A 26,173-nucleotide genomic window follows, 5' to 3' on the forward strand; every position below is an offset into this window, starting at 1 on the left:
CCTTAGCTGAACAACTGTGATTCCTGTGGGAGCGAGCCTGCTCGCGAATGAGGTATGCCTGTGACATTTGTTTATCTGACACACCGCGTTCGCGAGCAGGCTCGCTCCCACATTGGCCCTGCGGTGACTTCAGCCGCTGGGTTAAGATGCCCACCACCCAAAAAACAACAAGGCTCACCTCGCTCCATGGCAGAAAAAGACACCATTGCCATTCAACTGGTGCGCGAAGCGCTGCTGCAAAGTTGTGCCCCGGGCGCGGCGACGGATGAGGCGTTGAGCAAGGTCGGCATCGATCCGGCTTTGGTGGCGGCCGATGAGGGCAGGGTGCCGGCCTCGCAATACGCCAGACTCTGGCGCCTGCTGGCACGACGCGGTGATGACGAGTTCTTCGGCATGGACCCACGCGCGCTCAAGTCCGGCAGCCTGGCGTTTCTGTGTCGCAGCGCAATGGCGCAACCGACGCTGGCGGCGGCGCTGGATACCGGTCTGACGTTCCTGTCGCTGATGCTGGAAAAACTGCCGGCGCAACTGGTGCATCAGCAGAGCCTGGCGGAAATCGTCCTGCTCGAAGACGACGCCGAACCGCGCCGCGCCTTCACCTATTTCACTTACTGGATGATCGTGCACGGCGTCGCGTGCTGGCTGGCCGGGCGGCGGATTCCGATTCTCGCCATTGAACTGCGCTGCGCCGAACCGGATTTCACTGATGACTATCGGGTGATGTTTTCGGAAAACCTGCGTTTCGAACGTCCGCGAACACGAATGATCTTTTCCGCCGATTGTCTCGATCTGCCGATCAAGCGCAGTGCCGAAGAACTCAAGCGCTTCCTGGCCCAGGCGCCGGCGAACATTCTGGTCAAGTACCGCGACCCCGACAGCCTCGCCAGCCGAATCAAGCAGGATCTGCGGCAAGTGCCCGCCGAGCACTGGCCGGAAACCGAGGCGCTGGCCCAGCAACTGTGCATGTCCGCGTCGACATTACGCCGGCGTCTGGCCGAGGAAGGGCAGACTTATCAGGGTCTCAAGGACAGCGTGCGAAAGGAATTGGCAATCACCTGGCTGGCAGAGCCCTCGATCAGTTTCGTCGAGATTGCTGCACGGCTGGGCTTTGCGGATGCCAGTTCGTTCTACAAGGCGTTTCGCAAATGGTCCGGGTCGAACCCGGGGCATTACCGCACGCTGATCCTCAATGAGGTGGTCTGACCCGACGCCTTCGCGAGCAGGCTCGCTCCCACCCAGGGCCGCGTGACCATTCCCTTAAAAGGCTTGGCCAAACCAGTCAGCCACTTTGATAACTTTGACCATTGCCCCGAGCCCCGCGCGGCGCGACTATCCCTGTGTTGTTTACGGTTCCCAGCCTAATAAAAACACCGAGGGATTCTGGCAATGCGCGATTACTTGTCTGCCACCGAACAGTTCGATTATCAGCACACCGTCGATGCGTCGCTCAGCGGCACGCTCGCGGCACTCAACGCCTGCATCGAATGTTGCGACCGCCATGCGTTGCCCGGGCGCATTGCGTTGTTCTGGGAAGGTCGCGACGGCTCAAGTGCGAGTTACACCTTCACTGATCTGCAAGACAAAGCCGCGCGTTTCGCCAATTTCCTCCTCGCCCAGGGCGTGCAGAAGGGCGACAAGGTCGCCGGCCTGCTGCCGCGCAACGTCGAATTACTCATCACCGTGCTCGCCACCTGGCGCATCGGCGCGGTGTATCAGCCGCTATTCACCGCGTTCGGCCCCAAAGCCCTCGAACATCGCCTGAACAGTTCCGGGGCGAAAGTCGTGGTCACCGACGCGGTCAATCGGCCCAAGCTCAATGAAGTCAGCGCATGCCCGACCATCGTCACCGTTGGTGGCGCCAAAGGTCAGGGCATTGTTCGTGGTGATTTCAGTTTCTGGGCTGAGTTGGCCAACTATTCCAGCGTCTGCGAACCGGTGCTACTGACCGGCGAAGACCCGTTCCTGCTGATGTTCACCTCGGGCACCACGGGGCCGGCGAAAGCGCTGTCAGTGCCGCTCAAAGCCATCGTCGCTTTCCAGAGCTACACCCGCGATGCGGTGGACCTGCGCACTGAAGACGCGTTCTGGAATGTCGCCGATCCGGGCTGGGCGTACGGGATTTATTTCGGCGTGACCGGGCCGTTGGCGCTGGGCCACCCCATTACCTTCTACGATGGCCCGTTCACCCTCGAAAGCACCTGCCGGGTGATCAACAAATACGGCATTACCAATCTCACCGGCTCGCCCACTGCCTATCGCCTGCTGATAGCCGGGGGAGAGGAGTTCGCCAGATCGATCAAGGGCAAACTGCGCATCGTCAGCAGCGCCGGTGAGCCGCTGAACCCGGAAGTGATCCGCTGGTTCGCCGATAACCTCGGCGTGGTCATTCACGATCATTACGGCCAGACCGAACTGGGCATGGTGCTGTGCAACCACCACGGCCTCGAGCACCCGGTGCATGTCGGCGCCGCCGGTTTCGCTTCGCCGGGCCATCGCATCGTCGTGCTCGATGAGCAATACAACGAACTCGGCGTCGGTCAGCCGGGCATCCTCGCCATCGACCGCCCGCAGTCGCCGATGTGCTGGTTCGGCGGCTACGAAGGCGCGCCGACCAAGGCCTTTGTTGGCAACTACTACCTGAGCGGCGACACCGTGGAGTGGAACCCGGACGGCAGCATCAGCTTCGTCGGCCGCAGTGATGATGTGATCACTACTTCGGGCTACCGCGTCGGCCCGTTCGACGTGGAAAGTGCCCTGATCGAACACCCGGCCGTGGTCGAGGCGGCGGTCGTCGGCAAACCCGACCCGGAACGCACCGAACTGGTCAAAGCCTTTGTCGTGCTGAGCGCGCAGTACCGCGCCGCGCCGGAGCTGGCCGAAGAACTGCGCCAACACGTGCGCAAGCGTCTGGCCGCGCATTCGTACCCACGTGAAATCGAATTTGTCAGCGAATTGCCCAAAACCCCGAGTGGCAAGTTGCAGCGCTTTATCTTGCGCAACCAGGAAATCGCCAAGGCTCAAGAGGCCGCGGCGCACAACGTTTCAGCTTGAATCCAAGGAAACACCGTCATGCAGATCGAGAACAAGGTTTTTATCGTCACCGGCGGCGCGTCAGGCCTCGGTGCCGCCAGCGCTGAATTGCTGGTCAGTGCCGGCGCCAAAGTCATGCTGGTCGACATGAACGCCGAAGCCGTCGCCGCGCAGGCCCAGCGCCTCGGTGCGCAAAGTGTGGTTGCCGACATCAGCAATGAAGCTGCCGCCGAAGCCGCTGTGCAGGCGACCGTTGCCGCATTTGGCAGCCTCAACGGCCTGATCAACTGCGCCGGCATCGTGCGTGGCGAGAAGATCCTCGGCAAAAACGGCCCGCACGCCCTGAGCAGCTTCGCGCAAGTGATCAACGTCAACCTGATCGGCAGTTTCAACATGCTGCGCCTGGCCGCTGCGGCCATTGCCGAGAGCGAAGCCAATGCTGACGGCGAGCGTGGTGTGATCATCAACACCGCCTCGGTCGCAGCGTTCGACGGCCAGATTGGCCAGGCCGCGTACTCGGCATCCAAAGGCGCAATCGCCAGCCTGACCCTGCCGGCCGCCCGCGAACTGGCGCGCTTCGGCATCCGCGTGATGACCATCGCACCGGGCATTTTCGAAACGCCGATGATGGCCGGCATGACCCCGGAAGTGCGCGACTCGCTGGCCGCCGGCGTGCCATTCCCGCCGCGTCTGGGCAAGCCCGCCGAATACGCCGCGCTCGTGCGCCATATCATCGAAAACAGCATGCTCAACGGCGAGGTGATCCGTCTCGACGGCGCCTTGCGCATGGCCGCCAAGTAAGGAGGATAGTCATGACTATGTCCAATGATCCGATTGTTATCGTCAGCGCCGTCCGCACACCGATGGGCGGTTTTCAGGGCGAGCTGAAAAGCCTCAGCGCACCGCAACTCGGCGCGGCGGCGATCAAGGCTGCGGTCGAACGCGCCGGTGTCGCCAGTGATGCGGTTGATGAAGTGCTGTTCGGTTGCGTACTGCCTGCCGGCCTCGGCCAGGCGCCGGCACGACAGGCTGCGCTGGGCGCCGGGCTGGACAAATCGACGCGCTGCACCACGGTCAACAAGATGTGCGGCTCGGGCATGCAGACCACCATCATGGCCCACGACATGCTGCTTGCCGGCAGTGCCGACGTGGTGATCGCCGGCGGCATGGAAAGCATGTCCAACTCGCCGTACCTGCTCGATCGCGCCCGCGCCGGCTATCGCATGGGCCATGGCCGCGTGCTCGATTCGATGTTCCTCGACGGCCTCGAAGACGCCTACGACAAGGGCCGCCTGATGGGCACCTTCGCCGAGGATTGCGCCGAGGCCAACAGCTTCAGCCGCGAGGCGCAGGACGCTTTCGCCATTGCCTCGACCACCCGCGCGCAACAGGCGATCAAGGATGGCAGCTTCAAGGACGAAATCGTCCCGCTGACGGTGACCGTCGGCAAAGAGCAGGTAGTGATCAGCAACGATGAACAGCCGCCAAAAGCCAAACTCGACAAAGTCGCCTCGCTGAAACCGGCGTTCCGCGAGGGCGGCACGGTCACCGCGGCCAACTCCAGCTCGATTTCCGACGGCGCGGCCGCGCTGGTGCTGACGCGCCAGTCCCACGCGCAGCAACTGGGCCTCAAGCCGCTGGCGGTGATTCATGGCCACGCTGCGTTCGCTGATACCCCTGGGCTGTTTCCCACCGCACCGATTGGCGCGATCAAGAAACTGGTGAAGAAGACCGGTTGGGCGCTGGATCAAGTGGATCTGTTTGAAGTGAACGAAGCGTTTGCCGTGGTCGGCATGGCGGCGATGACGCACCTGGAGATTCCCCACGACAAGCTCAACGTGCACGGCGGCGCCTGCGCGCTGGGCCATCCGATCGGTGCATCGGGGGCGCGGATTCTGGTGACGTTGCTCGCGGCGCTGCGGCAGAAACAGCTCAAGCGCGGCATTGCAGCGATCTGCATTGGCGGCGGCGAAGCCACGGCCATGGCTGTGGAATGCGTTTACTGAAGGCATCGCCGATCAACTGTGGGAGCGAGCCTGCTCGCGAAGACGTCGTTTCAGCCGGCACATGCGTGACTGAGACACCGCTTTCGCGAGCAGGCTCGCTCCCACAGGGTTCTATGTCGTACTCAGATTTGAAGGAATCACCATGATCCCCAACGAAGACCAAACCCAGATCCGCGACATGGCCCGGCAGTTTGCCGAGGAGCGGCTCAAGCCGTTCGCCGCCGAGTGGGATCGCGAGCACCGTTTCCCCAAGGAAGCCATCGCCGAGATGGCCGAGCTGGGCTTCTTCGGCATGCTCGTGCCGGAGCAGTGGGGCGGCTGTGACACCGGCTACCTGGCCTACGCCATGGCCCTGGAAGAAATCGCTGCCGGCGACGGTGCCTGTTCGACGATCATGAGCGTGCACAACTCGGTCGGCTGCGTGCCGATTCTCAAGTTCGGCAATGACGACCAGCGCGAGCGCTTCCTCAAACCGCTGGCCAGCGGCGCCATGCTCGGCGCCTTCGCGCTGACCGAACCGCAGGCCGGTTCCGATGCCAGCAGCCTGAAAACCCGTGCGCGGCTGGACGGCGATCACTACGTGCTCAACGGCTGCAAACAGTTCATCACCTCCGGGCAGAACGCCGGCATCGTGATCGTGTTTGCCGTGACTGACCCGAGCGCCGGCAAACGCGGGATCAGCGCGTTTATCGTGCCGACCGACTCGCCCGGCTACAAAGTCGCGCGAGTCGAAGACAAACTCGGCCAGCACGCCTCCGACACCTGCCAGATCCTCTTCGAAGATGTGAAAGTGCCGGTGGCCAACCGCCTTGGCGAGGAGGGCGAGGGCTACAAGATTGCCTTGGCCAACCTTGAAGGCGGCCGCGTCGGTATCGCCTCACAAGCCGTCGGCATGGCCCGCGCCGCATTCGAAGCCGCCCGTGATTACGCCCGCGAGCGAGACACCTTCGGCAAGCCGATCATCGAGCATCAGGCCGTGGCGTTCCGCCTGGCGGACATGGCCACGCAAATTGCCGTCGCCCGGCAGATGGTGCATTACGCCGCAGCCTTGCGTGACAGCGGCCAACCGGCGCTGGTCGAGGCGTCGATGGCCAAGCTGTTCGCCTCGGAAATGGCCGAGAAGGTCTGTTCCATGGCCTTGCAAACCCTCGGCGGTTACGGTTACCTCAACGACTTCCCGCTGGAACGCATCTACCGCGACGTGCGCGTCTGCCAGATCTACGAAGGCACCAGCGACATTCAGCGCATGGTCATTTCGCGCAATCTCTGACAAGGAATTTTTATTCATGACTTACGAAACGATTCTGCTGGAAACCCGCGACCGTGTTGGCCTGATCACCCTCAATCGGCCACAGGCATTGAACGCGCTGAACGCGCAACTGGTCAGCGAAGTGAACCACGCGCTCGATACGCTGGAAGCCGATGCGCACATTGGCTGCATCGTCCTCACCGGTTCGAAAAAAGCTTTCGCCGCCGGCGCCGACATCAAGGAAATGGCTGAGCTGACCTATCCGCAGATCTACATGGACGATCTGTTCAGCGACAGCGATCGAGTGGCCAACCGACGCAAGCCGATCATCGCAGCGGTCAACGGCTTTGCCCTTGGCGGCGGCTGTGAACTGGCGCTGATGTGCGACTTCATTCTGGCTGGCGACAACGCCAGATTCGGCCAGCCGGAAATCAACCTCGGCGTGCTGCCGGGCATGGGCGGCACCCAGCGCCTGACCCGCGCCGTGGGCAAAGCCAAAGCCATGGAAATGTGCCTGAGCGGGCGCATGATCGACGCGGTAGAAGCCGAGCGTTGCGGCATCGTCGCGCGCATCGTGCCGAGCGATGAGCTGCTTGATGAAGCGCTGAAAGTCGCAGCGGTGATCGCCGGCAAGTCATTGCCGATTGCGATGATGATCAAGGAGAGCGTCAACCGCGCGTTCGAGGTCAACCTGAGCGAAGGCGTGCGCTTTGAGCGACGGGTGTTCCATGCCGCGTTTGCGACGCAGGATCAGAAGGAAGGGATGGCGGCGTTTATTGCAAAGCGTGAGGCTGCATTCCAAGGCAAATAGTGTGTGAGCTTCAAAAGCCCCTCACCCTAGCCCTCTCCCCAAGGAGAGGGGACTGACCGCCTGATATGGGCAAATTACGCCGACCTGAAAGGTTGCCGCTGAATCCGTAACCGACTCGGTCGGCTCCCTCTCCCTGGGGAGAGGGCTGGGGTGAGGGGAAGGGCCAACGCCATTACAACTGATAGTTCTTCAAATCCCGCGCAATCACCATCCGCTGTATCTCGCTCGACCCTTCATAGATCTGAGTAATCCGCGCGTCGCGGTAGTACTTCTCGACCGGGTAATCCTCCAGATAGCCATAGCCGCCATGAATCTGGATCGCCGACGAACAGACCTTCTCGGCCATTTCCGAAGCAAACAGCTTGGCCTGCGAAGCCTCGGACAAGCATGGTTTGCCCGCCGTCCTCAGCCGCGCCGCATGGAGGATCAGCAACCGCGCGGCGTTGATCTGCATGTGCATGTCAGCCAGCAGATTGGCGATGGTCTGGTGCTCGATGATCGGCTTGTCGAATTGAACCCGGTCTTTCGAGTAGGCCAGCGCCGCTTCAAATGCTGCCCGGGCGATACCCAATGCCTGCGCGGCGATGCCAATGCGTCCGCCTTCAAGGTTGGACAGGGCAATCGCCAGACCTTTGCCGCGCTCGCCGAGCAGATTGGTCTCGGGGATGCTGCAGTTGTTCAGCGTCACCGCGCAGGTGTCGGAAGCACGGATGCCCATCTTGTGTTCGGTGCGATCGACGATGAAACCCGGTGTGTCGGTCGGTACCAGAAACGCTGACAGGCCTTTTTTGCCGAGATCCGGATCGGTCACAGCGAAGACGATCGCCAGTTTCGCCCGCTTGCCATTGCTGACAAATTGCTTGGCACCGTTGATCACCCATTGGCCGTCGCGCAGTTCGGCGCGGGTGCGCAGGTTGTGCGCTTCGGAACCGGCCTGGGGTTCGGTCAGGCAGAAGCAACCGATGGTCTGTCCACTGGCCAGATCAGCCAGCCAGGTTTGTTTCTGTTCGTCGCTGCCGTAGTTGAGCACCGGCCCGCAGCCGACCGAGTTGTGGATGCTCATGAACGCGCCGGTTGCGCCGTCACCGGCAGAGATTTCCTCAACCGCCAGGGCATAGGCGACGAAATCGACGTAGGTGCCGCCCCATTCTTCCGGCACAACCATGCCGAGCAGGCCCAGCTCACCCATCTTCGCCACCAGGGCGTCGTCGATCCAGCCAGCCTTTTCCCAGGCCTGGGCGTGGGGCGCGATTTCGCCACGGGCAAAATCCCGGGCCATGTCGCGGATCATCACTTGTTCTTCAGTCAGTTCGAGATCGTGCATGACTCAGCTCCCGCTCTCATCAAAACCATGGAAGAAGCTCGCAACCTGCGCAGCGTCCAGCTCAGCGACGGTTGGCGGGTTCCAGCGCGGTGACTTGTCCTTGTCGATCAACAGGGCGCGCACGCCTTCGATCAGGTCGCCACGGGCAAACCACTGGCGGTCCAGATGCAGCTCCAGCGCAAAGCAATTCTCCAGACTCAGGTGCCTGCCGCGACGGAGCATTTCCAGGGTTACGGCCATGGCCAGCGGCGAGCGGGTTTCCAGCAGATCCGCCGTGGTGACCGCCCATTCGTGGCTGTCGGCGACGGTGACGGCGCGCAATTGCTCGATCATGCTCGGCACGTCGGGCAGGGCGAAGAAGTGGTCGATGGCCGGGCGCAGCGCCTCAAGTGGGGCATCCGGCAGGGTTTGTACGGCGTGCTTGGCCAGCAGGTTCTGCAGCGACTTCAGCGGCGTGTCCTGCCACTCCATCTGATCGAGTTTCTCGTCGAGCAGGGCCAGTTTGCTGCTGTCCAGATACCAGTCGGCGAGGCCGCAGTACAGCGCATCGGCAGCGCGAATCTGCACGCCGCTGACGCCCAGATAAATCCCCAGTTCACCGGGAATGCGTGGCAGGAAATAACTGCCGCCGACGTCGGGGAAATAACCGATGGCCACTTCCGGCATCGCCAGTCGGCTCTTATCGGTGACCACGCGCAGATCGGCGCCTTGTACCAGGCCCATGCCACCGCCGAGGACGAAACCGTCCATCAGGGCCAGCACCGGTTTGCGGTAGTGATGAATCGTCAGGTCGAGGGCGTATTCCTCGACAAAGAAATCTTCGTGCAGCGTGTCGCCGCTCTTGTAGCTGTCGTACAGCGAACGAATATCACCGCCGGCGCAGAAAGCCTTTTCGCCGGCACCGCGCAATACCACGGCGTGCACATCGGCGTCAGACGCCCAGGCATCGAGCTGCTGTTGCAGCAGACGCACCATGTCCAGGGTGATTGCATTGAGGCCCGCAGGGCGGTTGAGGGTCAGGTGGCCGATATGATTGCGCACCTCGGCCAGCACGTCGTTTGGTATGGCATCCATGGACGGGGTCCGCCGGGATGAAGCCTGAGCTGTCATCTGTAACTCCCTGCTTTTTATTGTCTTTATTCGAAAAGCCCGCGCGCGGGCGTTAGCGGATCGTAACAGTGCAAATTTGTCGTGTACAACGGGGATATGTGCAGGGGGAATCTGCGTTTTTACATGCCTCGAAATTGCGTGGTTATCGGAAGGTTTCGCTGATGCTGCGGCGCTTGGCGTGCAGTTCGCTGGCGTGGATCAGGCGTTCGAGGTCTTCGGGGGTGACGTCGATGAAGGCTTCCATGTCGGCCAGCGCCAGTTTCAAGTCTTCGGCGGTAATCGCCTGGCGGTCGACCGGGACCACTGGCGGTGCCGGGTCGGCAGCGCGTTTCGGATAGCGGATGCGGGTCAGGTTGTTATAGGCCAGCGCGCTGATGAGCATGCACAGGGCGCCTAGCATGACCGGCTCCATGGCTTTCCAGTCCATGGCGATGGTTGCAGGGTCGGCGAGCACCAGGGTCAACGCCAATGCGCCGGCCGGCGGGTGCAGGCAACGCAGCCAGCACATCAGAATCACCGCCATGCCGGCGGCGAGGCAGGCGCTGCCCAGCGTGCGGCCAAGCACATGGGCCACCAGCAAGGCGACCACGCCAGCACACAGGTAGCCGCCGAGAATCGACCATGGCTGGGCGAGGGCGCCGGAGGACACGGCGAACAGCAGCACCGCCGAAGCGCCGAGCGGGCCGACCAGGTGAAAGGCTACGTCATGGCCGAACACCTGCGCGCACATCCACACGCTGAACAGCGTGCCCAAGGCCATGCCGATCGCGGCACGGCTCCATTCAGTGGGGCGGGTGTTGATGGCAGCGGGCAACCAGCGAGCAAGCATGTAGAACTGATCCTTTACAAAAATCCGGGGCAAAAAAAAGGACTTGTCCGGCATATCCGGAAAGCCCTCGAAGCGTTCCAACATTGGGGGAGGAACGCGCGTAGTTTGCCGATCAAACTCGATGCTGACAAATTCATATAAATGCAGTTTTAGTGCACTATTTTTGCATTGAACGGGTGCGCCGCGCGCTGACGAAGCATAGATAACCGCCCAGCGCCGCCAAGCCGCTCAGGGCGTAGAACATGCTCGGCGCCGGTGTATGCATCAGCAGAAACCCGCACAGCACCGGGCTCGCCCCACCGCCGAGTGCCGCCAGGTTCTGCGCGCCGTAGTAGCTGCCGCGCAGTGCCTCCGGGGCGAGGGTATCCACGAAGAGGAAGTCTGCCGGGTAAATGATCATTTCGCCCAAGGTGAAGATGAACATCGCCACGCACCAGCCGAGCAGGCTGTCCGCCACACTGAAGCCAATCAACCCGACGATGAACAGCGCAGTGCCGCCAGCAATCCAGTGACGCAGGTGTTCGCGGCTGAGCCAGCGACCGACCTGGTATTGCAGCAGGATTACTGTGATTGCGTTGCAGGCGAGCAGGGCGGCCATGGTGTCCAGGGTCTGTTGCTGGGTGTGGGTGACCAGCAGGTATTGCGACAGGTACAGGGTGAAGCGTCCGTGCACCAACGTGCTGAGCAGGCAGCCAAGGGTGAACAGCACCATCGTTCTGTCGTTTTTCAGGATCATCAGCGTGTTGAGAAAACTCTGCGGCGCGCTGGCGGCTGTTATCGGACGGACATCGCGGACTGCGCCGAGCAGCAGAAAAATACTGCCAATGGCGATCGCACCGGCAACGATGAACGGCGCGGACGGCTGCACCCCGGCAATCACCACGCCAATCATCGGTCCGACGGCGTAGCCGATATTGGTCAGCGTGTAATTGAGGGAAAACGCCTTGACCCGCTGGCCCACCGGCAGGTTTTCACTGAGGATCGCCTTGGAGCCGATCAGGAACAGCGCCGACGCGGTTTCGCTGATGATCAGCACCAGGGTGACCAGATACAGGTTCTGCGCGAAGGTCAGCAGGATCAGGCCGATACCGCTGGAGAGCATGGCCACAATCAGCAACTGGCGCTTGTCCAGCTTGTCGATGATGTAGCCGCCGTACAGCGACAGCAGCGTGGCGCTGAACACGGCGATGCCGAGCAGCAAGCCGACATCCTGCGGATTGAGGCCAAGCTTGTTGCTCAGGAACAGTGTCAGCAACGGGCTGACCAGGGCGCGGCTGATGACCACGGTCAGCGAGCTGATCATCAACCGGCGAATGAACGGCGAATACATGGCCACGGAAGGGGAATGTCCTTATTCGGGAAGCCTGGGCGAACGCCATCCTCTCTGGGCAGCCGCCACCGGTCAAGCTGATACACCAGCGTCCCTCGGAGCACATGATTTCCCTGTGGGAGCGAGCCTGCTCGCGAAGGCGGCGGATCAGTCACCTCTAATGTCGCTGACATACCGTATTCGCGAGCAGGCTCGCTCCCACAGGGTCTGTGTAGCTCACAATTTGCAATGACTCCCACAGGGCCGGTTCAAGCCACATCCGACTCCGCCGGCCTCTGCCGCAAGGTGATCGGCAACTTGCACGATTCACCGCGCCCTATCGGGAAATACTGGAAACCATTGCGCGCCAGGCGTCCGGCGTCGTACAGGTTGCGGCCGTCGAAGATGACCGGGCTGTTGAGGCGCTGTTTGATCAGCTCGAAATCCGGGGCTTTGAACTGTTGCCATTCGGTGCAGATGATCAGCGCATCGGCGCCGGCCAGTACCGATTCCGGCGTGCCCATCAGCATCAGTTTTGATTCGTTTGGATAGAGATTCTGGGTTTCCACCATGGCTTCCGGATCAAACGCGCGCACGCTGGCCCCGGCAGCCCATAAATCTTCGAGCAGAACCCGGCTCGGTGCGTCGCGCATGTCGTCGGTGTTGGGTTTGAACGCCAGGCCCCACAGGGCAAAGGTCCTGCCGCGCAAATCGCCCCGGTAGAACGCGTTGATGCGTTCAAACAGCTTGTGCTTCTGCCGCTGGTTGACCGCCTCAACCGCTTGCAGCAGATCACTGGAGCAATGCGCCTGTTCGGCACTGTGAATCAAGGCGCGCATGTCTTTGGGAAAACACGAACCGCCGTAGCCGCAACCCGGATAGATAAAGTGATAGCCAATCCGCGTATCGGCACCGATGCCCTGGCGCACTGATTCGATGTCCGCGCCGAGGTGCTCGGCGAGTTCGGCGATCTGGTTGATGAAACTGATCTTGGTCGCCAGCATGCAGTTGGCGGCGTATTTGGTCAGCTCGGCGCTGCGCAGGTCCATGAACAGGATGCGGTCATGGTTGCGGTTGAATGGCGCGTACAGATCGCGCATCACATCGCGCACTTCCGCGCCTTCGCAACCGATGACGATACGATCCGGCCGCCGGCAATCAGCAACCGCTGAACCTTCCTTGAGAAATTCCGGGTTGGAGACGATATCAAACTGCAGCAGGCGGCCAATCTTGATCAGGGCCTTTTCGATGTGGCTGCTCAAAGCGTCACCCGTGCCCACCGGCACCGTGGATTTTTCCACCACGATCAACGGCTGCTGGCGATGCCGGGCAATCGCGTCGCCGACCGACAACACGTAGCGCAGGTCCGCCGAGCCGTCCTCGCGTGACGGCGTGCCCACCGCGATGAACGCAACCCGCCCATGCAACACCGCAAACCGCTCATCAGTGGTGAATTGCAGGCGCTGCGAATCCAGGCCCTCACGCACCAGGCTAGCCAGCCCCGGCTCGAAAATACTGACGTGGCCCTGGCGTAACTGCTCGATCTTCTGCGCGTCGACATCCATGCACACCACGTCGTGACCGACCTCGGCCAGCACCGCCGCTTGCACCAGACCGACGTAACCACTGCCAAACACCGTGATCTTCATGCCGCACTCCTGTTCGCAGTCCCTGCATTGAACATAAGAGCGCGATGTTTCAGTTCGCCTACCGTGCAGATAAAGCCGCAAACAGACCGTTCGGGGAATGCCCGATTGACTTTTACGGCCTCGAACGGCAGGTTGTCGGCCTTTCGCGGCAACCCCTGTCATTGAGTCACGCCGTTTTTTTGCGTTTCATTTCATGCATTTATTGTTTTTGTTGAATCGTTTTTTATTTCAAGGCCGTTTCGTTTGAGTGATTTGTCGAGTACCCAACCTGCACCGTCCACCAGCAATCCGCTGACCGTTTACCTGGCACGACTGGCACCTTCCAGCCAGTTGACCATGCGCTATGTGCTGCAAGATGCCGCTGACCGCCTCGGTTTCGAGGACGTCGATATCGAAGAAATCCCTTGGCACGGCCTGCAACCGGAAGACGTGGTGGCGCTGGTCGCCGCTTTGCGTGCCGACGGTTATGCACCGAACACCTCTTCGCTGTACGTCAACGCCGTGCGCGGGGTGATGAACGAGGCGTGGCGCATGAGCCTGATCAGCCAGGATCACCTGTTGAAGATGCGTTCGGTCAAGGGCATAGCCGGCACACGGCTGTCCCAGGGGCGCAACCTCAAGCGCACGCTGATTCACGAACTGATGGAAGTCTGCGCTGCCGACCCGCGCCCGCAGGGCTTGCGTGATGCGGCGGTGATAGCGTTGCTGTACGGCACCGGCATGCGCAAGTCGGAATCGGTGGATCTGGATCTGAGTCAGGTCGACTTCAACGAACGCAGCCTGACCGTTACCGGCAAGGGCAACAAACAGCTGATCAAGTACGCGCCGGCCTGGGCCTTTGCCAAGCTCGACGCCTGGCTGGAACTGCGTCGTTCACAGCTCAAGGAAGGCGAGAGCGACGATGCATTCCTGTTCAATCGCATACGCCGGGGCAGCCACATCACCCGCGAGCGCATCACCAAACACGCGATTTACTACATCGCCCGCCAGCGCGGTACGCAGGTCGGGGTGAAAATCATGCCCCACGATTTTCGGCGTTCGTTCATCACCCGGGTGATCGAAGAGCACGACCTGTCGATCGCGCAGAAACTGGCGCATCACAGCAATATCCAGACGACCGCCAACTACGATGTGCGCGATGACAACGAGCGGCGGCGGGCGGTGGATCGCTTCGATTTGTGACGCGTTTAGCCCGATGAAGGGCAATTGCGCGCGGCCGTCGCAGCCTGAGTGATTTGTGCAGCAAGCCGTTTGACGTTGTTCTGTTGCGCAGTCACCAGCTCTTCGATGCTTGGCCCTGAAGGCGTCTGCAACACCGAGCGACAGGTCAGTAGCGCCGCGTCTTCAGCACCCAGCGGGCGCATTCGCCATTTCACGTCGATCAAGGCGTACTGGCCGGGAATCGAATCGAAGCGCTGCACGTCGATACGCACCGAGGCGCGCTGCTGGCCGACACCGCTGCTTAATTGATCGACCAGCGCGCCGCGCAACTCATCAGCAAGAGTGGCGCTCCACCAATCGGTTTCCAGAATCGCCACGCCACTATTGCCCTGGCGAATCACAATCTGCGCGCGATCGACCTGTGGCGGCACGCTGATGCTTTCAATGGCGATGTCGGCACCGTTGCGGCTGGCACCCGGTTGCGCCGGGGTCAGTGTGTGAAAGCTGATCGGGTCGCTACGGCACGCAGTCAGCAGCACGAAGGCAGCGAGCACGGTGATCTTCAACGGTAAAGCCATGGATGCAGCTCCTGTGCTCAATTGCGTGGCGGTCCTTTGAGGTCCAGCGGCGCGGCGTTGTCGGGACGCCCGCGAATCAGCGACTCAGGGTGGCGACCGAGGTAATCCGACAGCTCTCGCAACGAGCGCGACATGCGCCCGAGTTCGTCTAGGGTCTCGGTGAGTTGCTCACGTTGCGGTGAGTCCTCGGCGAGGGTCGAATTGGCCGACTGCAACGTCTTGCTGACATCGGCGAGGGTGCTCTGTACACCCGGCAGAGTCCTGGCGTTGAACTGCTTCAGGCCCTTGCGCAGCTCGACCAGATTGCCGTCGAGGTTGCTGGCGATGCGTTCAACCGGCAATGCGTTGATCTTGTTGACCATCGCCTCGAGTTTTTCCTGCAACTGTTCGAGGCTGCCGGGAACGGTCGGAATGGTGACCGGCCTTGCCTTGGGGTCGAACGCGACTTTCGGCGCTTTGGGGTAGAAATCCAGCGAGATATACAACTGTCCGGTTAGCAGGTTGCCATTGCGGGCCTGGGCGCGCAGGCCATTTTCAATGAACGTGCCGATCAGGCGCGCGCCGGTGGCTTCGTCGTTTTCGTCGCCATGGTAGGTCTTGAGAATCTTCGCGTGGGCACGGCCGAGTCGCTGCGGATAAATGACAATGCCGACATTCACCGGAAAGGTGCGCTTGACCTCGTCGAAGTCGAGATTGACCGCCACCACCCGGCCGATTTCAATACCGAGAAACTCGACAGGCGCATCCACCTTGAGTCCGCGCAAGGCCTGATCAAACCGCAGCGCCAGGTATTGCGCCTTGCCGTCGGGCGGGGCGAGGGCGGCGGTCTGGTTGGCAAACAGCTCGAAACTCTTGTCGTCGCTGGCCGGCTTATCGTCGGGGCTGTAGTCCGGGGCGCGGAAAGCGATGCCGCCCACCAGCAGGGTCGACAGCGATTCGGTTTTCACCGCAAAGCCGTTGGCGCCGACATTGATGTCGATGCCACTGGCGTTCCAGAAGCGGGTGTTTTCGGTGACGTAGGCATCGTTGGGCGAATGCACGAACACTTCGATGTTGACGCCTTTGCCGTCCGGGTCCAGCGCGTAGGACACAACCTGGCCAACCGGAATCTTGCGGTAATAAACGGGGGAGCCGATGTCCAGCGAGCCAAGGTCTGCGGTGTGCAGCGTAAAGCGTTTGCCCGGTTCGCCGTAGGTGATCGGCGGCGGGTTCTCCAGACCTTTGAAGTTTTTTGAGCGGGTATTGGCCTGACCAATGTCGGCGCCGATGTAATCGCCCGACAGCAGCGTATCGATGCCCGAGACGCCGCCGGCGCCAATGCGCGGACGCACGACCCAGAATTGCGAGTCCTCGCGGGTGAAGGCTTCGGCTTGCTTGGCGAGTTTGATCGTGGCGTTGACGTGTCTATGGTCGTTGGCCAGTTCGACGTCGGAGACATGGCCGATGACTACGTTGCGGTACCGGACTTCGGTCTTGTTCGCGGTCAGGCCATCGCCGGTCTTGAAGGTAACGGTGATGACCGGGCCTTCCTGAAGGATGTTGTGAATCACCAGCGAAATCCCGACCAGCACCGCCACAATCGGCACGATCCATACCAGTGAAATCGCGAAACGGCGGGTTTTGATCGGCGCCTGACCGGGTGCTCGCGGCTCATCGCTGGCTGACGACTTCATCCATGTCCTCCTCAATTAATCGGGCCCTGAGCGTCGGGAACGCAAAAGCACTTCATCAATATAGAAGTGCTTGGCGATAGAGCAAATGTGTATAGCTGGCGTGGGACGCGATTGCGGTGCAAGGAGCTGCCGAACGCTGCGATCTTTTAATCGAGTTGGGAACGCGGAGCGTCCCGGGCTGCGTTCCCACGCAGAGCGTGGGAACGATCAGTGTAAGCGCCTGTTAACCGAGCATTTCGCGCAGGCGATACCAGAACATGCCCAGCGCCAGCAGCGGCGAACGCAAGGCCGGGCCACCGGGGAAGGTCATGTGCGGCACGCCGCTGAACACGTCCATGCCTTGGCTGTGCCCGGCATGAATGGCTTCGCCCAACAACTTCGCGCACCAGTGCGTGACGTTGAGGCCATGACCGGAATAACCCTGCGCGTAAAACACGTTCGGGTGCTGCTTGAGCCGGCCAACCTGAGGAAAACGGTTGGCGGTAATGCCGATCTTGCCGCCCCATTGGTAGTCGATTCGCACATCGGCCAGTTGCGGGAACACCTTGAGCATTTTCGGGCGCATATAGGCGGCGATGTCCGCCGGATCGCGCCCGGAATAATGACAAGCGCCGCCAAACAGCAACCGTCGATCAGCCGAGAGTCGGTAATAGTCCAGCCCGACTTTTTGATCGCACAACGCCAGGTTCTGCGGAATCAACTGCGTGGCGCGGCTTTCGTCCAGCGGCTCGGTGGCGATGATGTAACTGCCGGCGGGCAGCACCTTGCCGCTGAGTTTCGGCTCGAGGTCATCCAGATGCGCGTTGCAGCCGAGCAACAGGCTGCCGGCGCGCACTGAACCCGTGGCGCAACGGACCTCGACAGTCGGGCCATGGAGGATTTCCAGCACCGGACTCTGCTCAAAGATACGCACGCCCAGCGATGCCGCGAGACGCGCTTCGCCCTGGACCAGATCAAGCGGATGCAAGTGCCCCGAACCCATGTCGATCAATCCGCCGGCGTACACACCGGCGTCGACCACTTGCTGCCGGATCTGCTCCGTCCCGACCAGCCTCGTTGCGTGGGCATAGTCGAGTTCGGCGAGGCTGTCCTGTTCCTGCTTGAACGCGGCGAATTGCGCGGCGGTGTTGGCCAGTTCGCAAAAGCCCCAGCGCAGATCACAGTCGATGGCGTTTTCAGTGATGCGCTGGCGCACCAGCTCCACCGAATCGATGCCGGCGCGCTGCAGATAGCGCACGCCGTCCTGGCCGACGTAACGGGCGAAACCCTCGACTTCATGGCCGATACCGCGAATCAGCTGACCACCGTTGCGCCCGCTGGCGCCCCAGCCGATACGTCGCGCCTCGAGCAACACCACCGACAAACCGCGCTGCGCCAGCTCAATCGCGGTATTGACGCCAGTGAAGCCGCCACCGATTACGCAGACGTCGGCAAGCAAATCACCATCCAGGGCAGGGTAGGGCGTGCTCGCCCGCGCAGAAGCGGCGTAATAAGAGCCGGTGTGTTGTGCGCTGTGCTGATTCATTTGTTCGACTTCACTTTGCTCCACGACCGGGTCATCAGACGCATGATCGCCTGGGGCGGGGTCGAGGAAATGTAGAGTTTGTCGAGCACCGACTGCGGCGGATAAACCTCAGGGTTGTTGACCAGTTCCTCATCCATGAACGGCTTGGCCGCCGGGTTCGGATTGGCGTAGCCGACGGTGGCGCTGACCTTGGCGATCACCTGCGGATCGAGCAGGTAATTGATGAAGGCGTGCGCCTCTTTGGCGTTGCTCGCATCGGCTGGGATCGCCAGCAGATCGAACCACAGGTTGGCGCCTTCCTTGGGGATGGCGTAAGCGATATTCACACCGTTCTTGGCTTCCTTGGCGCGGTTGGCTGCCTGGAACACATCGCCGGAGTAACCGAACGCGACGCAGATGTCACCATTGGCCAGGTCCGACACGTACTTGGAAGAATGGAAATAGGTGATGTACGGGCGGATGCTCAGGAGCTTGGCTTCGGCCTTTTTGTAGTCTTCAGGGTTTTCACTGCGCGGGTCCATGCCCATGTAGTTGAGGATGGCCGGGAAGACTTCGTCGGCGGAATCCATCATCGACACGCCGCACTGGCTGAGCTTCTTCAGATTCTCGGGTTCGAACAGCACGGCCCAGGAATCGATGTGGTCGATGCCGAGCACTTGCTTGACCTTATCGACGTTATAACCGATGCCGTTGGTGCCCCATAAATAGGGAACCGAGTGCTCATTGCCTGGATCATTTTTCTCTAGCAATTCAAGCAGTTTCGGGTCCAGGTTCTTCCAGTTTGGTAACTGTGAACGGTCGAGCTTCATAAACGCGCCGGCCTTTACCTGACGGGCGAGGAAATGGTTGGACGGCACCACCACGTCGTATCCGGTGCGACCGGCGAGGAGTTTGCCTTCAAGGGTTTCGTTGGAGTCGAAGACGTCGTAGATCACCTTGATCCCGGTCTTGCTCTGGAAGTCGGCGAGGGTGGTTTCACCGATGTAGTCGGTCCAATTGTAGACACTGACCTGGGGCTCGGCGTGGGCTACGGCACTGAACAGCACGCTCAGCGCGACCGGGAGTACGGATTTCAATAAACGCATATCGACACCTCTTCTTGTAATGATCGTTCCCACGCTCTGCGTGGGAATGCCGCAACGGACGCTCCGCGTTCGGCTTTGGATGGGACGCAGAGCGTCCCGGGATGCGGTCCCACGCGGGAGCATGGGAACGATCAACTGTGCGGCCGTCTTCGCGAGCAGGCTCGCTCCCGCAGGGACGGGGGCGCTGTCAGACGCTCAGCAGCAGGAACTCACGCTCCCACGAGCTGATCACGCGCTTGAAGTTTTCATGCTCGGCGCGTTTGACCGCGACGTAGCCGCGGACGAATTTACTGCCCAGGTACTCGGCCACCTTCGGGCACTCTTCCATCTGCGTCAGGGCTTCTTCGATGGTGATGGGCAGGCGCAGATTGCGCCGTTCGTAGGCCCGGCCTTCGACCGCCGCGCTCGGCTCGATCTTCTCGACCATGCCGATGTAGCCGCACAGCAGGCTTGCGGCAATCGCCAGATACGGGTTGGCGTCGGCGCCGGGCAAGCGGTTCTCCACGCGCATCGATTCCGGCCCCGATGTCGGCACTCGCAGGCCGACCGTGCGGTTCTCTTCGCCCCATTCGACGTTGACCGGCGCCGAGGTGTCCGGCAGGAAGCGGCGGAACGAATTGACGTTCGGCGCGAACATCGGCAGGACTTTCGGGATGTATTTCTGCAAGCCACCGATGTGATGACGGAACAGCTCGCTCATGTTGCCCTCGGCATCGGCGAAAATCGGCTGACCCGTCGCGATCTCGACCACGCTCTGGTGCAGATGCATGGCGCTGCCAGGCTCGTCGCCGATCGGCTTGGCCATGAACGTCGCGGTGACGTTGTGCTTGAGCGCCGCTTCGCGCAGGGTGCGCTTGAACACGGTGATCTGGTCGGCCAGATCCAGCGCATCGCCATGACGGAAGTTGATTTCCATCTGCGCCGGGCCGTCTTCGTGGATCAGCGTGTCGAGATCCAGGCCTTGCAGTTCGCACCAGTCGTAGACGTCTTCGAACAGCGGATCGAATTCGTTGGCGGCATCGATCGAGAACGACTGGCGCCCGCTTTCCGCACGGCCCGAACGACCCAGTGGTGCCTTGAGCGGCAGGTCCGGATCTTCACAGCGCTGGGTCAGGTAGAACTCCATTTCCGGCGCGACAATCGGCTTCCAGCCCTTATCGGTGTAGAGCTGCAGAACTTTTTTCAGCACGTTGCGCGGCGACAGTTCGATCGGATTGCCAAACTTGTCGAAGGTGTCGTGGATGACGATGGCGGTCGGCTCGATGGCCCACGGAATGACGTACACGGCGTCGGAAACCGGTTTGCACACCATGTCGATGTCGGCCGGGTCGAGCAGGTCGTAGTAGATGTCGTCGTCGACAAAATCCCCGGTTACCGTTTGCAGCAGCACGCTCTCCGGCAGGCGCATGCCGCGCTCATGCAGGAACTTGTTGGTCGGTGCAATCTTGCCGCGGGCGATGCCGGTCAGGTCGCTGACCACGCATTCGACTTCGGTAATCTTGTGATCTTTCAGCCAGGTGAACAGCTGATCGAAAGGGGCGTTCATAAAGACCTCGTTATTGGTTTTGTAGACGCCGGGGAGGGCGGGTTTCATCTTCCGCCCCTTCCCCTGTGGCGCGTTGGCGACTATCTTGGGCGCGGCTTGCGATTCCATCTATCCACTTTCAGCAGCACCAAAGTGCACCAAAAGAGTGCGCAAGGTCACCCCATGACAACGTGCAATCCGCTTCAGGTACAAGCGTTCAACACCGCCGACGTGGCCGAGCAAATCCGCGCTACACCGGGCTGGGTCCAGCATTACCAGCAGATGTCGCCGGGACATTTCGCCGGGCAGATTCGCTATCTCGATCTGCAGGGCGTCGAGGTTTACGAAGAACAGATGAACACCCGGGTCGAGCAGAATTTCAGTGCGCCATCCGGGGCTCTGGCGTTCTGCTTTGATCGCAGCGACAACGCGCTGTACCTGCTCAACGAAGAGAGCCGCAACATCTGGATCACCCCAGAGAACTACCGGGAAATCGCCGTGGTATTTGGTCCGGACTTCGTCCGCGTGCACGGTTTGCAAGTGGCGAAACTCGAAGGGTTGTTCATGGCACCGCTGAACTGCGGACAGAACGCTTTGTTCAGCGGCTGGTTAAGCTCGATTCTCACGAAGTTGTCGCAAGCTGCTGATCCACTTGATAAAGATCGCCTGACTCAACAGTTGCTTGAGGACTGCCTGTTCATCCTCGACAACGCTCACACCAGCCTTGATCGCAGCGGATTGCAGCGGCGCAACAACGAACGCCAAATCATCAAAAGAGTGGGGGAGTGGGCGGCTGATTCGCCGGAAGACACGGTTAATCTGCTCGAACTTTCTCACGTCGCCGGCGTGCCGCTGCGCCAGTTGCAACAGGCTTTCAAGGCCTACACCGGGATGACCCCGAGCCACTGGTTACGGCTGAGGCGGCTGAACAGTGCGCACCGTGAATTGCTCAAGCGCAGGCCCACGGAAACCACCGTTGCCGAAGTGGCGATGCGTTGGTCGTTCTGGCATCTGGGGCGGTTTTCCAGCAGTTACCGCGCGCTGTTCAAGGAGCTGCCGAGCGAAACGCTCAAGCGCTGAGCAGAAAAAGGCTTTGTGTCCTTCGAGAAGTTAAATAGAATCAGTCTCATTTGAATCTACCTTCGCGCAGGGTCTCTTGAGATGATTGAAGCTACGTCACCGTCGGAGCAGAGCCTGCAGCAGTTGTATCGCGAGCACCGTGGCTGGCTGGAAACCTGGCTGCGCCGGCGCATGGGCAATGCGTGGGATGCGGCGGACCTCAGTCAGGACACCTTTCTGCGCGTCCTGTGCAACGCGCCGCCACTGGCCGAGTTGCGCGAGCCGCGCGCGTATTTGCTCACCGTCGGCAAACGCCTGCTGAGCAATTTCTACACGCGGCGCCATCTGGAAAAAGCCTACCTCGACGCCTTGGCGCATTTGCCGGAAGCGTGCGCACCGTCGCCGGAACAGCGCTGGTTGCTGCTGGAAACCTTGCAGGCGCTGGATGAATTGCTCGATGGCTTGCCGCGTGCGGTGCGTCGGGCATTTCTTTGGAGCCAACTCGAGGGCCTTGGCTACCGCGAGATTGCCGAACGCTTGCAGGTTTCCGAGCGCACGGTGAAACGTTACATGGCCCAAGCGTACGAGCATTGCTTGCTGGTGGATCTGTGATGCGCGTTGCCCCCAGCGAGGAAACGCGGGAAGTGGCGCGGGCGGCGGCGCAATGGCTGGCACTGCTCGAGTCAGGCGCTGCCAGTGATGAAGATCACGCCCGATTGCAGCATTGGCGCGCCAGTGACAGTCGCCACGAGAACGCTTGGCAGAAAATCCAGCAGCTTCGCCAGCGTTTCGCAGGTTTGCCGCCGACACTGGCCATGGCCACCCTGGATCGGCCGGATCCGGCGCGGCGCGCGGCACTCAAGCGTGCCTTGGGCGTGGCGGCGCTGGTGCCGGCGGCGTGGTTGATCAGTCGGGAGCTGCCGCTGGAGGTCTGGCGCGCCGATTTGCACACCAGCACTGGCGAGCGGCGCAAAGTGCAGTTGGCCCAGGATTCTTCATTGCAACTCAACACCGACAGCGCGGTGAATGTCGATCTGCCTGCACGTCAGCTGACAATGATTCGTGGCGAGATGGCGCTCAACGTGGCGGGCGATTCAGCCTTTATCGTCAACGCGCCTTATGGGCGGATGATCGTCAATCACAGCGACATCTCGGTGCGCCTCAATGCGCGCGATTGCCAGGTCTGCGTGTTGCGCGGTTCGGTGCAATTGCAGCCGCTGCACGGCCCGGCGCTGGTATTGCAGCAGGGCCAGCAAGTCAGCCTGCAAGCTTCGGGCGCGGGGGCGGTGACGGCGTTCGATGCGATGATGCCCGGTTGGCGCGACGGTGTGCTGATGGCGCAAAACCAGCCGCTGGGTGATTTCCTTCGCGAGCTGAGTCGCTACCGCTCGGGCGTGCTGCGCTGGGATCCGGCGCTGGAATCGCTGCGCATCACCGGCAGTTTCCGCCTCGACGATACCGATCAAGTGCTGGCACTGCTGGCAGCCAGTTTGCCCGTCGACGTGCACACGCGAACTCGATTTTGGGTGTCACTGGTACCGCGCGCAGAAAAAACTGGCTGAAGCCTGTCCCTTTTTTTCGCCTCACTGGTCATTCCAGGCAAGTGAACAAAATCGAGAGCTTCTTCCAATGCCCGCAGTATTTCCAGGTCGTTTGCGTCCGTTGTTGCAGTTGAGCCTTTTGCTGAGCCTGAGCGCCAGCCCCTTGTTGATTCAATCGAGCTGGGCCGACGACGGCAGTCGCCGCAGTTATCAGGTCCCGGCCGGTAGCCTGAGTGCCGCGCTGACGCGTTTCGCAGGTCTCGCTGGAGTCAATCTTTCGGTGGATCCGGCGCTGGTCAGCGGCCGCAACAGTAATGGATTGTCCGGCGAGTTCGGTGTGGAGGAGGGGTTCAGCCGGCTGTTGCTGGGCTCCGGTTTGCAGCTGCAACCGGTCGGTGATCAGGCTTATACGCTGGTGCCCGCAGCGCAAGGCAGCACCTTGCAACTGGCACCGACATCGATTCTCGGCGCGAGCGGTTCAGCGGATGCCGATGTATTCGCCGGCGGTCAGGTCGCGCGGCGGGGTTCGCAAGGGCTGTTGGGCTCCAGGGATTTCATGGAAACCCCGTTCAGCATGACCACCTACACCAGCGAAACGGTGAAAAACCAACAGGCGCGCACGCTCGGCGACCTGATCGGCAGCGACCCTTCGGTACGTGCAACCAACCCGGCCGGTGGCCGCTATGAGCAATTCACCATCCGTGGTTTCAGCCTGTTCAACAGTGATGTTGCCTACAACGGCCTCTACGGTGTGTTGCCGACTTACACCATCGACATGGAAATGGCCGATCGCGTCGACATCCTCAAAGGGCCGAGCCAATTGATCAACGGGATTTCGCCACGGGGCAGTGTAGGAGGGGGGATCAACGTTGTGCCGAAGCGGGCGACCGACAAGCCGATCACCTCGCTGACAGCCAATTACGCCTCGAACAACCAAGTGGGCGGCGCGGTGGATGTCGGACGGCGTTTTGGTGACGAAAACCAATTCGGTCTGCGCTTCAACGGGGTCAAACAGTCCGGTGATACCGAATGGGATCATCAGAGTGTCGATCGCGACATGGCGGTCCTTGGTCTGGATTTCCGTGGTGAACGCTTGCGACTTTCCACCGATATTGGCCACACCGAACGCGACACCGACGCACCGCAGGAACGCGTGCAAGTCGCGGCCAATGCCAAGGTACCGAACGCCAATGATGTGCGCGATAACTATGCGCAACCCTGGAGCCGGGCGCGCACCAAAGACACTTTCGGCACGGTCAACGGCGAGTTCGATGTCAGCGATTCGGTCATGCTGTATGGCGGCGTCGGCGCACGCAAAAGCAATCACGACTTCTTGCGCCATGCCGTTTCGGTGAGCAACGACGCCGGTGATTTCAGCGTTCAGCCGCGCGACTTCACTCGCGACGAGAACGTCCGCACGGCTACCGCTGGCGTTCGTAACTGGTTCCAGACCGGGCCGGTCAGCCATGAAGTGAACCTGGCGGCCAACTACTTTTATATGGACTTCGAAAACGGCGGCGCCCGTTACGCGGCCGGGCGCAGTAATCTCTACGACCCGGTGGAGATCGCCAGACCCGGCACGCCGACCCGCAATGACGCCAAGGTCTACACAGAGAACCGCTTCAGCGGCGTGGCGCTGTCCGACACGCTCGGCTTCTTCGACGATCGTCTGTTGCTGACTTTGGGGGCGCGCTGGCAGCGAGTCAAAGTCGATGACTGGAGCGACGGAATCAAGGGCGACACGGCTTACGATGAGGAAAAAGTCTCGCCATCGGGCGGGATTCTGTTCAAGGCGACGGACAAACTTTCGCTGTACGCCAACTACATGGAAGGTCTGAGCCAAGGCAAGATCGCGCCATCGACGTCTATCAACGAAGACGAAATCTTCCCGCCATTCATCAGCCGCCAGGTCGAAGTCGGCGCCAAATACGACGCGGGCTCATACGCGCTGACGGCAGCGGTGTTCCGCATCAAACAGCCTGCCTACGAAACCAATGCGACCACACGAGTCTTCGGCCCGAACGGCAAGCGTGAGAACGACGGCGTAGAACTGAGCGTGTTCGGCGAACCGCTCAAAGGCTTCCGGTTGCTCGGCGGTGTGATGTACATCGACAGCGAACTGACCCACACCACCAACGGCACATTCGACGGCAACCGCGCACCGGCGACACCGAAATACAACGTCAACCTCGGCGCGGAGTGGGACGTGCCGAGCGTGCCGGGGCTAACTTTGACCAGCCGTGGTATTTACTCGAGTTCGCAATATCTGGACCAGTCGAACGACAAGGAAATCGACTCCTGGGAACGGTTCGACGTCGGCACACGCTATGCTTTCAAGCTGGACGAGAAGACCATTACCTTGCGCGCCAATGTCGAAAACGTGTTGGATAAACGTTATTGGAGCTCGGCGGGTGCTTCGGATGATAGTGAGCCGGGATTGACGCTTTCTACGCCGCGAACGTATCTGCTGTCGGCGACGGTAGACTTCTAATGGAGCAGGATAAGTGCGTCGATTGTCTTCGAAAATACGTTAACTATACTAAATGACCGTTTAGTTGAGCTAACAAAAATTGGTCGCGATAGCGGCCGAGGTAATGACTCAGCCCAACTCAACATGGCTTTTCGTTATGAGCAATAACGCAAACGGGCCTAAAAAACTGTTATTTCTTACAGTTTTAAAATTGCTCTGAGGCGCAAAGGATAGTCGCT

Annotated in this window: 21 protein-coding genes; 11 read left to right on the forward strand and 10 right to left on the reverse strand. The window is 60.9% G+C overall.

Annotated features, from left to right (window positions below; genetic code table 11):
• Positions 1-186: 186 nt before the first annotated feature.
• From D8U61_RS15725 to D8U61_RS15750, 6 genes are all read left to right on the forward strand, one after another.
• Positions 187-1,203, forward strand: a complete 1,017-nt coding sequence (locus tag D8U61_RS15725; protein WP_125927029.1) for an AraC family transcriptional regulator — start codon at positions 187-189, stop codon at positions 1,201-1,203.
• A 183-nt stretch (positions 1,204-1,386) separates the two neighbouring features.
• The gene (locus D8U61_RS15730) at positions 1,387-3,051 is read left to right on the forward strand and encodes an AMP-binding protein (RefSeq protein ID WP_130927250.1); all 1,665 of its coding nucleotides are present in this window, start codon (positions 1,387-1,389) and stop codon (positions 3,049-3,051) included.
• Between the two features lie 18 nt (positions 3,052-3,069).
• Positions 3,070-3,831 (forward strand): SDR family NAD(P)-dependent oxidoreductase, encoded by a 762-nt coding sequence (locus D8U61_RS15735; protein WP_041480381.1) that lies wholly within the window; start codon positions 3,070-3,072, stop codon positions 3,829-3,831.
• 11 nt (positions 3,832-3,842) lie between these two features.
• Positions 3,843-5,036 carry an acetyl-CoA C-acyltransferase gene (locus tag D8U61_RS15740; RefSeq protein ID WP_130927251.1) on the forward strand — a complete coding sequence of 398 codons (1,194 nt, stop codon included), beginning with the start codon at positions 3,843-3,845 and terminating at the stop codon, positions 5,034-5,036.
• Positions 5,037-5,178: 142 nt separating this feature from the next.
• Positions 5,179-6,306, forward strand: a complete 1,128-nt coding sequence (locus D8U61_RS15745) for an acyl-CoA dehydrogenase (RefSeq protein ID WP_095180012.1) — start codon at positions 5,179-5,181, stop codon at positions 6,304-6,306.
• 16 nt (positions 6,307-6,322) lie between these two features.
• The gene (locus D8U61_RS15750) at positions 6,323-7,096 is read left to right on the forward strand and encodes an enoyl-CoA hydratase (RefSeq protein WP_016774718.1); all 774 of its coding nucleotides are present in this window, start codon (positions 6,323-6,325) and stop codon (positions 7,094-7,096) included.
• Positions 7,097-7,268: 172 nt separating this feature from the next.
• On the opposite strand, the gene D8U61_RS15755 is transcribed toward D8U61_RS15750, so the two are convergent.
• From D8U61_RS15755 to D8U61_RS15775, 5 genes are all read right to left on the reverse strand, one after another.
• Entirely contained in the window at positions 7,269-8,420 is a 1,152-nt protein-coding gene (locus tag D8U61_RS15755; protein WP_130927252.1) for an acyl-CoA dehydrogenase family protein, read from the reverse strand.
• Positions 8,421-8,423: 3 nt separating this feature from the next.
• Positions 8,424-9,530, reverse strand: coding sequence for an enoyl-CoA hydratase/isomerase family protein (locus tag D8U61_RS15760; RefSeq protein WP_122610642.1), 1,107 nt, complete (start codon positions 9,528-9,530; stop codon positions 8,424-8,426).
• Between the two features lie 142 nt (positions 9,531-9,672).
• Positions 9,673-10,359 carry an HPP family protein gene (locus D8U61_RS15765; protein ID WP_016774721.1) on the reverse strand — a complete coding sequence of 229 codons (687 nt, stop codon included), beginning with the start codon at positions 10,357-10,359 and terminating at the stop codon, positions 9,673-9,675.
• Between the two features lie 157 nt (positions 10,360-10,516).
• Positions 10,517-11,695: an MFS transporter gene (locus D8U61_RS15770; RefSeq protein WP_130927253.1), complete on the reverse strand. Its 1,179-nt coding sequence runs from the start codon at positions 11,693-11,695 to the stop codon at positions 10,517-10,519.
• A 242-nt stretch (positions 11,696-11,937) separates the two neighbouring features.
• Positions 11,938-13,317, reverse strand: coding sequence for a UDP-glucose/GDP-mannose dehydrogenase family protein (locus tag D8U61_RS15775; protein ID WP_130927254.1), 1,380 nt, complete (start codon positions 13,315-13,317; stop codon positions 11,938-11,940).
• A 243-nt stretch (positions 13,318-13,560) separates the two neighbouring features.
• Here D8U61_RS15775 and D8U61_RS15780 point away from each other — a divergent pair, with 243 nt between their 5' ends.
• Positions 13,561-14,499 carry a tyrosine-type recombinase/integrase gene (locus D8U61_RS15780; RefSeq protein WP_186569674.1) on the forward strand — a complete coding sequence of 313 codons (939 nt, stop codon included), beginning with the start codon at positions 13,561-13,563 and terminating at the stop codon, positions 14,497-14,499.
• Between the two features lie 5 nt (positions 14,500-14,504).
• On the opposite strand, the gene D8U61_RS15785 is transcribed toward D8U61_RS15780, so the two are convergent.
• The 5 genes from D8U61_RS15785 to D8U61_RS15805 form a co-directional block, all read right to left on the reverse strand.
• A complete protein-coding gene (locus D8U61_RS15785; protein ID WP_130927255.1) occupies positions 14,505-15,056 on the reverse strand; it encodes a PqiC family protein in 552 nt (183 codons plus the stop codon).
• 17 nt (positions 15,057-15,073) lie between these two features.
• A complete protein-coding gene (locus D8U61_RS15790) occupies positions 15,074-16,729 on the reverse strand; it encodes an MlaD family protein (protein ID WP_123442487.1) in 1,656 nt (551 codons plus the stop codon).
• A 223-nt stretch (positions 16,730-16,952) separates the two neighbouring features.
• The gene (locus tag D8U61_RS15795) at positions 16,953-18,254 is read right to left on the reverse strand and encodes an FAD-binding oxidoreductase (protein WP_130927256.1); all 1,302 of its coding nucleotides are present in this window, start codon (positions 18,252-18,254) and stop codon (positions 16,953-16,955) included.
• Complete coding sequence (locus D8U61_RS15800; RefSeq protein WP_130927257.1) at positions 18,251-19,339, reverse strand: polyamine ABC transporter substrate-binding protein; 1,089 nt, start codon at positions 19,337-19,339, stop codon at positions 18,251-18,253. The genes D8U61_RS15795 and D8U61_RS15800 overlap by 4 nt, the downstream gene beginning before the upstream one ends.
• A gap of 187 nt (positions 19,340-19,526) precedes the next feature.
• Positions 19,527-20,885 carry a glutamine synthetase family protein gene (locus D8U61_RS15805; protein WP_016774729.1) on the reverse strand — a complete coding sequence of 453 codons (1,359 nt, stop codon included), beginning with the start codon at positions 20,883-20,885 and terminating at the stop codon, positions 19,527-19,529.
• A 162-nt stretch (positions 20,886-21,047) separates the two neighbouring features.
• Here D8U61_RS15805 and D8U61_RS15810 point away from each other — a divergent pair, with 162 nt between their 5' ends.
• The 4 genes from D8U61_RS15810 (at position 21,048) to D8U61_RS15825 (ending at position 25,955) form a co-directional block, all read left to right on the forward strand.
• Positions 21,048-21,944, forward strand: a complete 897-nt coding sequence (locus D8U61_RS15810; RefSeq protein WP_130927258.1) for a helix-turn-helix domain-containing protein — start codon at positions 21,048-21,050, stop codon at positions 21,942-21,944.
• Between the two features lie 81 nt (positions 21,945-22,025).
• The gene (locus D8U61_RS15815) at positions 22,026-22,535 is read left to right on the forward strand and encodes a sigma-70 family RNA polymerase sigma factor (protein WP_130927259.1); all 510 of its coding nucleotides are present in this window, start codon (positions 22,026-22,028) and stop codon (positions 22,533-22,535) included.
• A complete protein-coding gene (locus D8U61_RS15820) occupies positions 22,535-23,485 on the forward strand; it encodes a FecR family protein (RefSeq protein WP_130927260.1) in 951 nt (316 codons plus the stop codon). Before D8U61_RS15815 ends, D8U61_RS15820 begins: the two co-directional genes overlap by 1 nt.
• Positions 23,486-23,552: 67 nt before the next feature.
• Positions 23,553-25,955 carry a TonB-dependent receptor gene (locus tag D8U61_RS15825; protein WP_130927261.1) on the forward strand — a complete coding sequence of 801 codons (2,403 nt, stop codon included), beginning with the start codon at positions 23,553-23,555 and terminating at the stop codon, positions 25,953-25,955.
• Positions 25,956-26,173: the final 218 nt, after the last annotated feature.

Origin of the sequence: Pseudomonas sp. Sample_14 (genome assembly GCF_004307515.1) — a bacterium.
GTDB lineage: Bacteria > Pseudomonadota > Gammaproteobacteria > Pseudomonadales > Pseudomonadaceae > Aquipseudomonas > Aquipseudomonas atacamensis.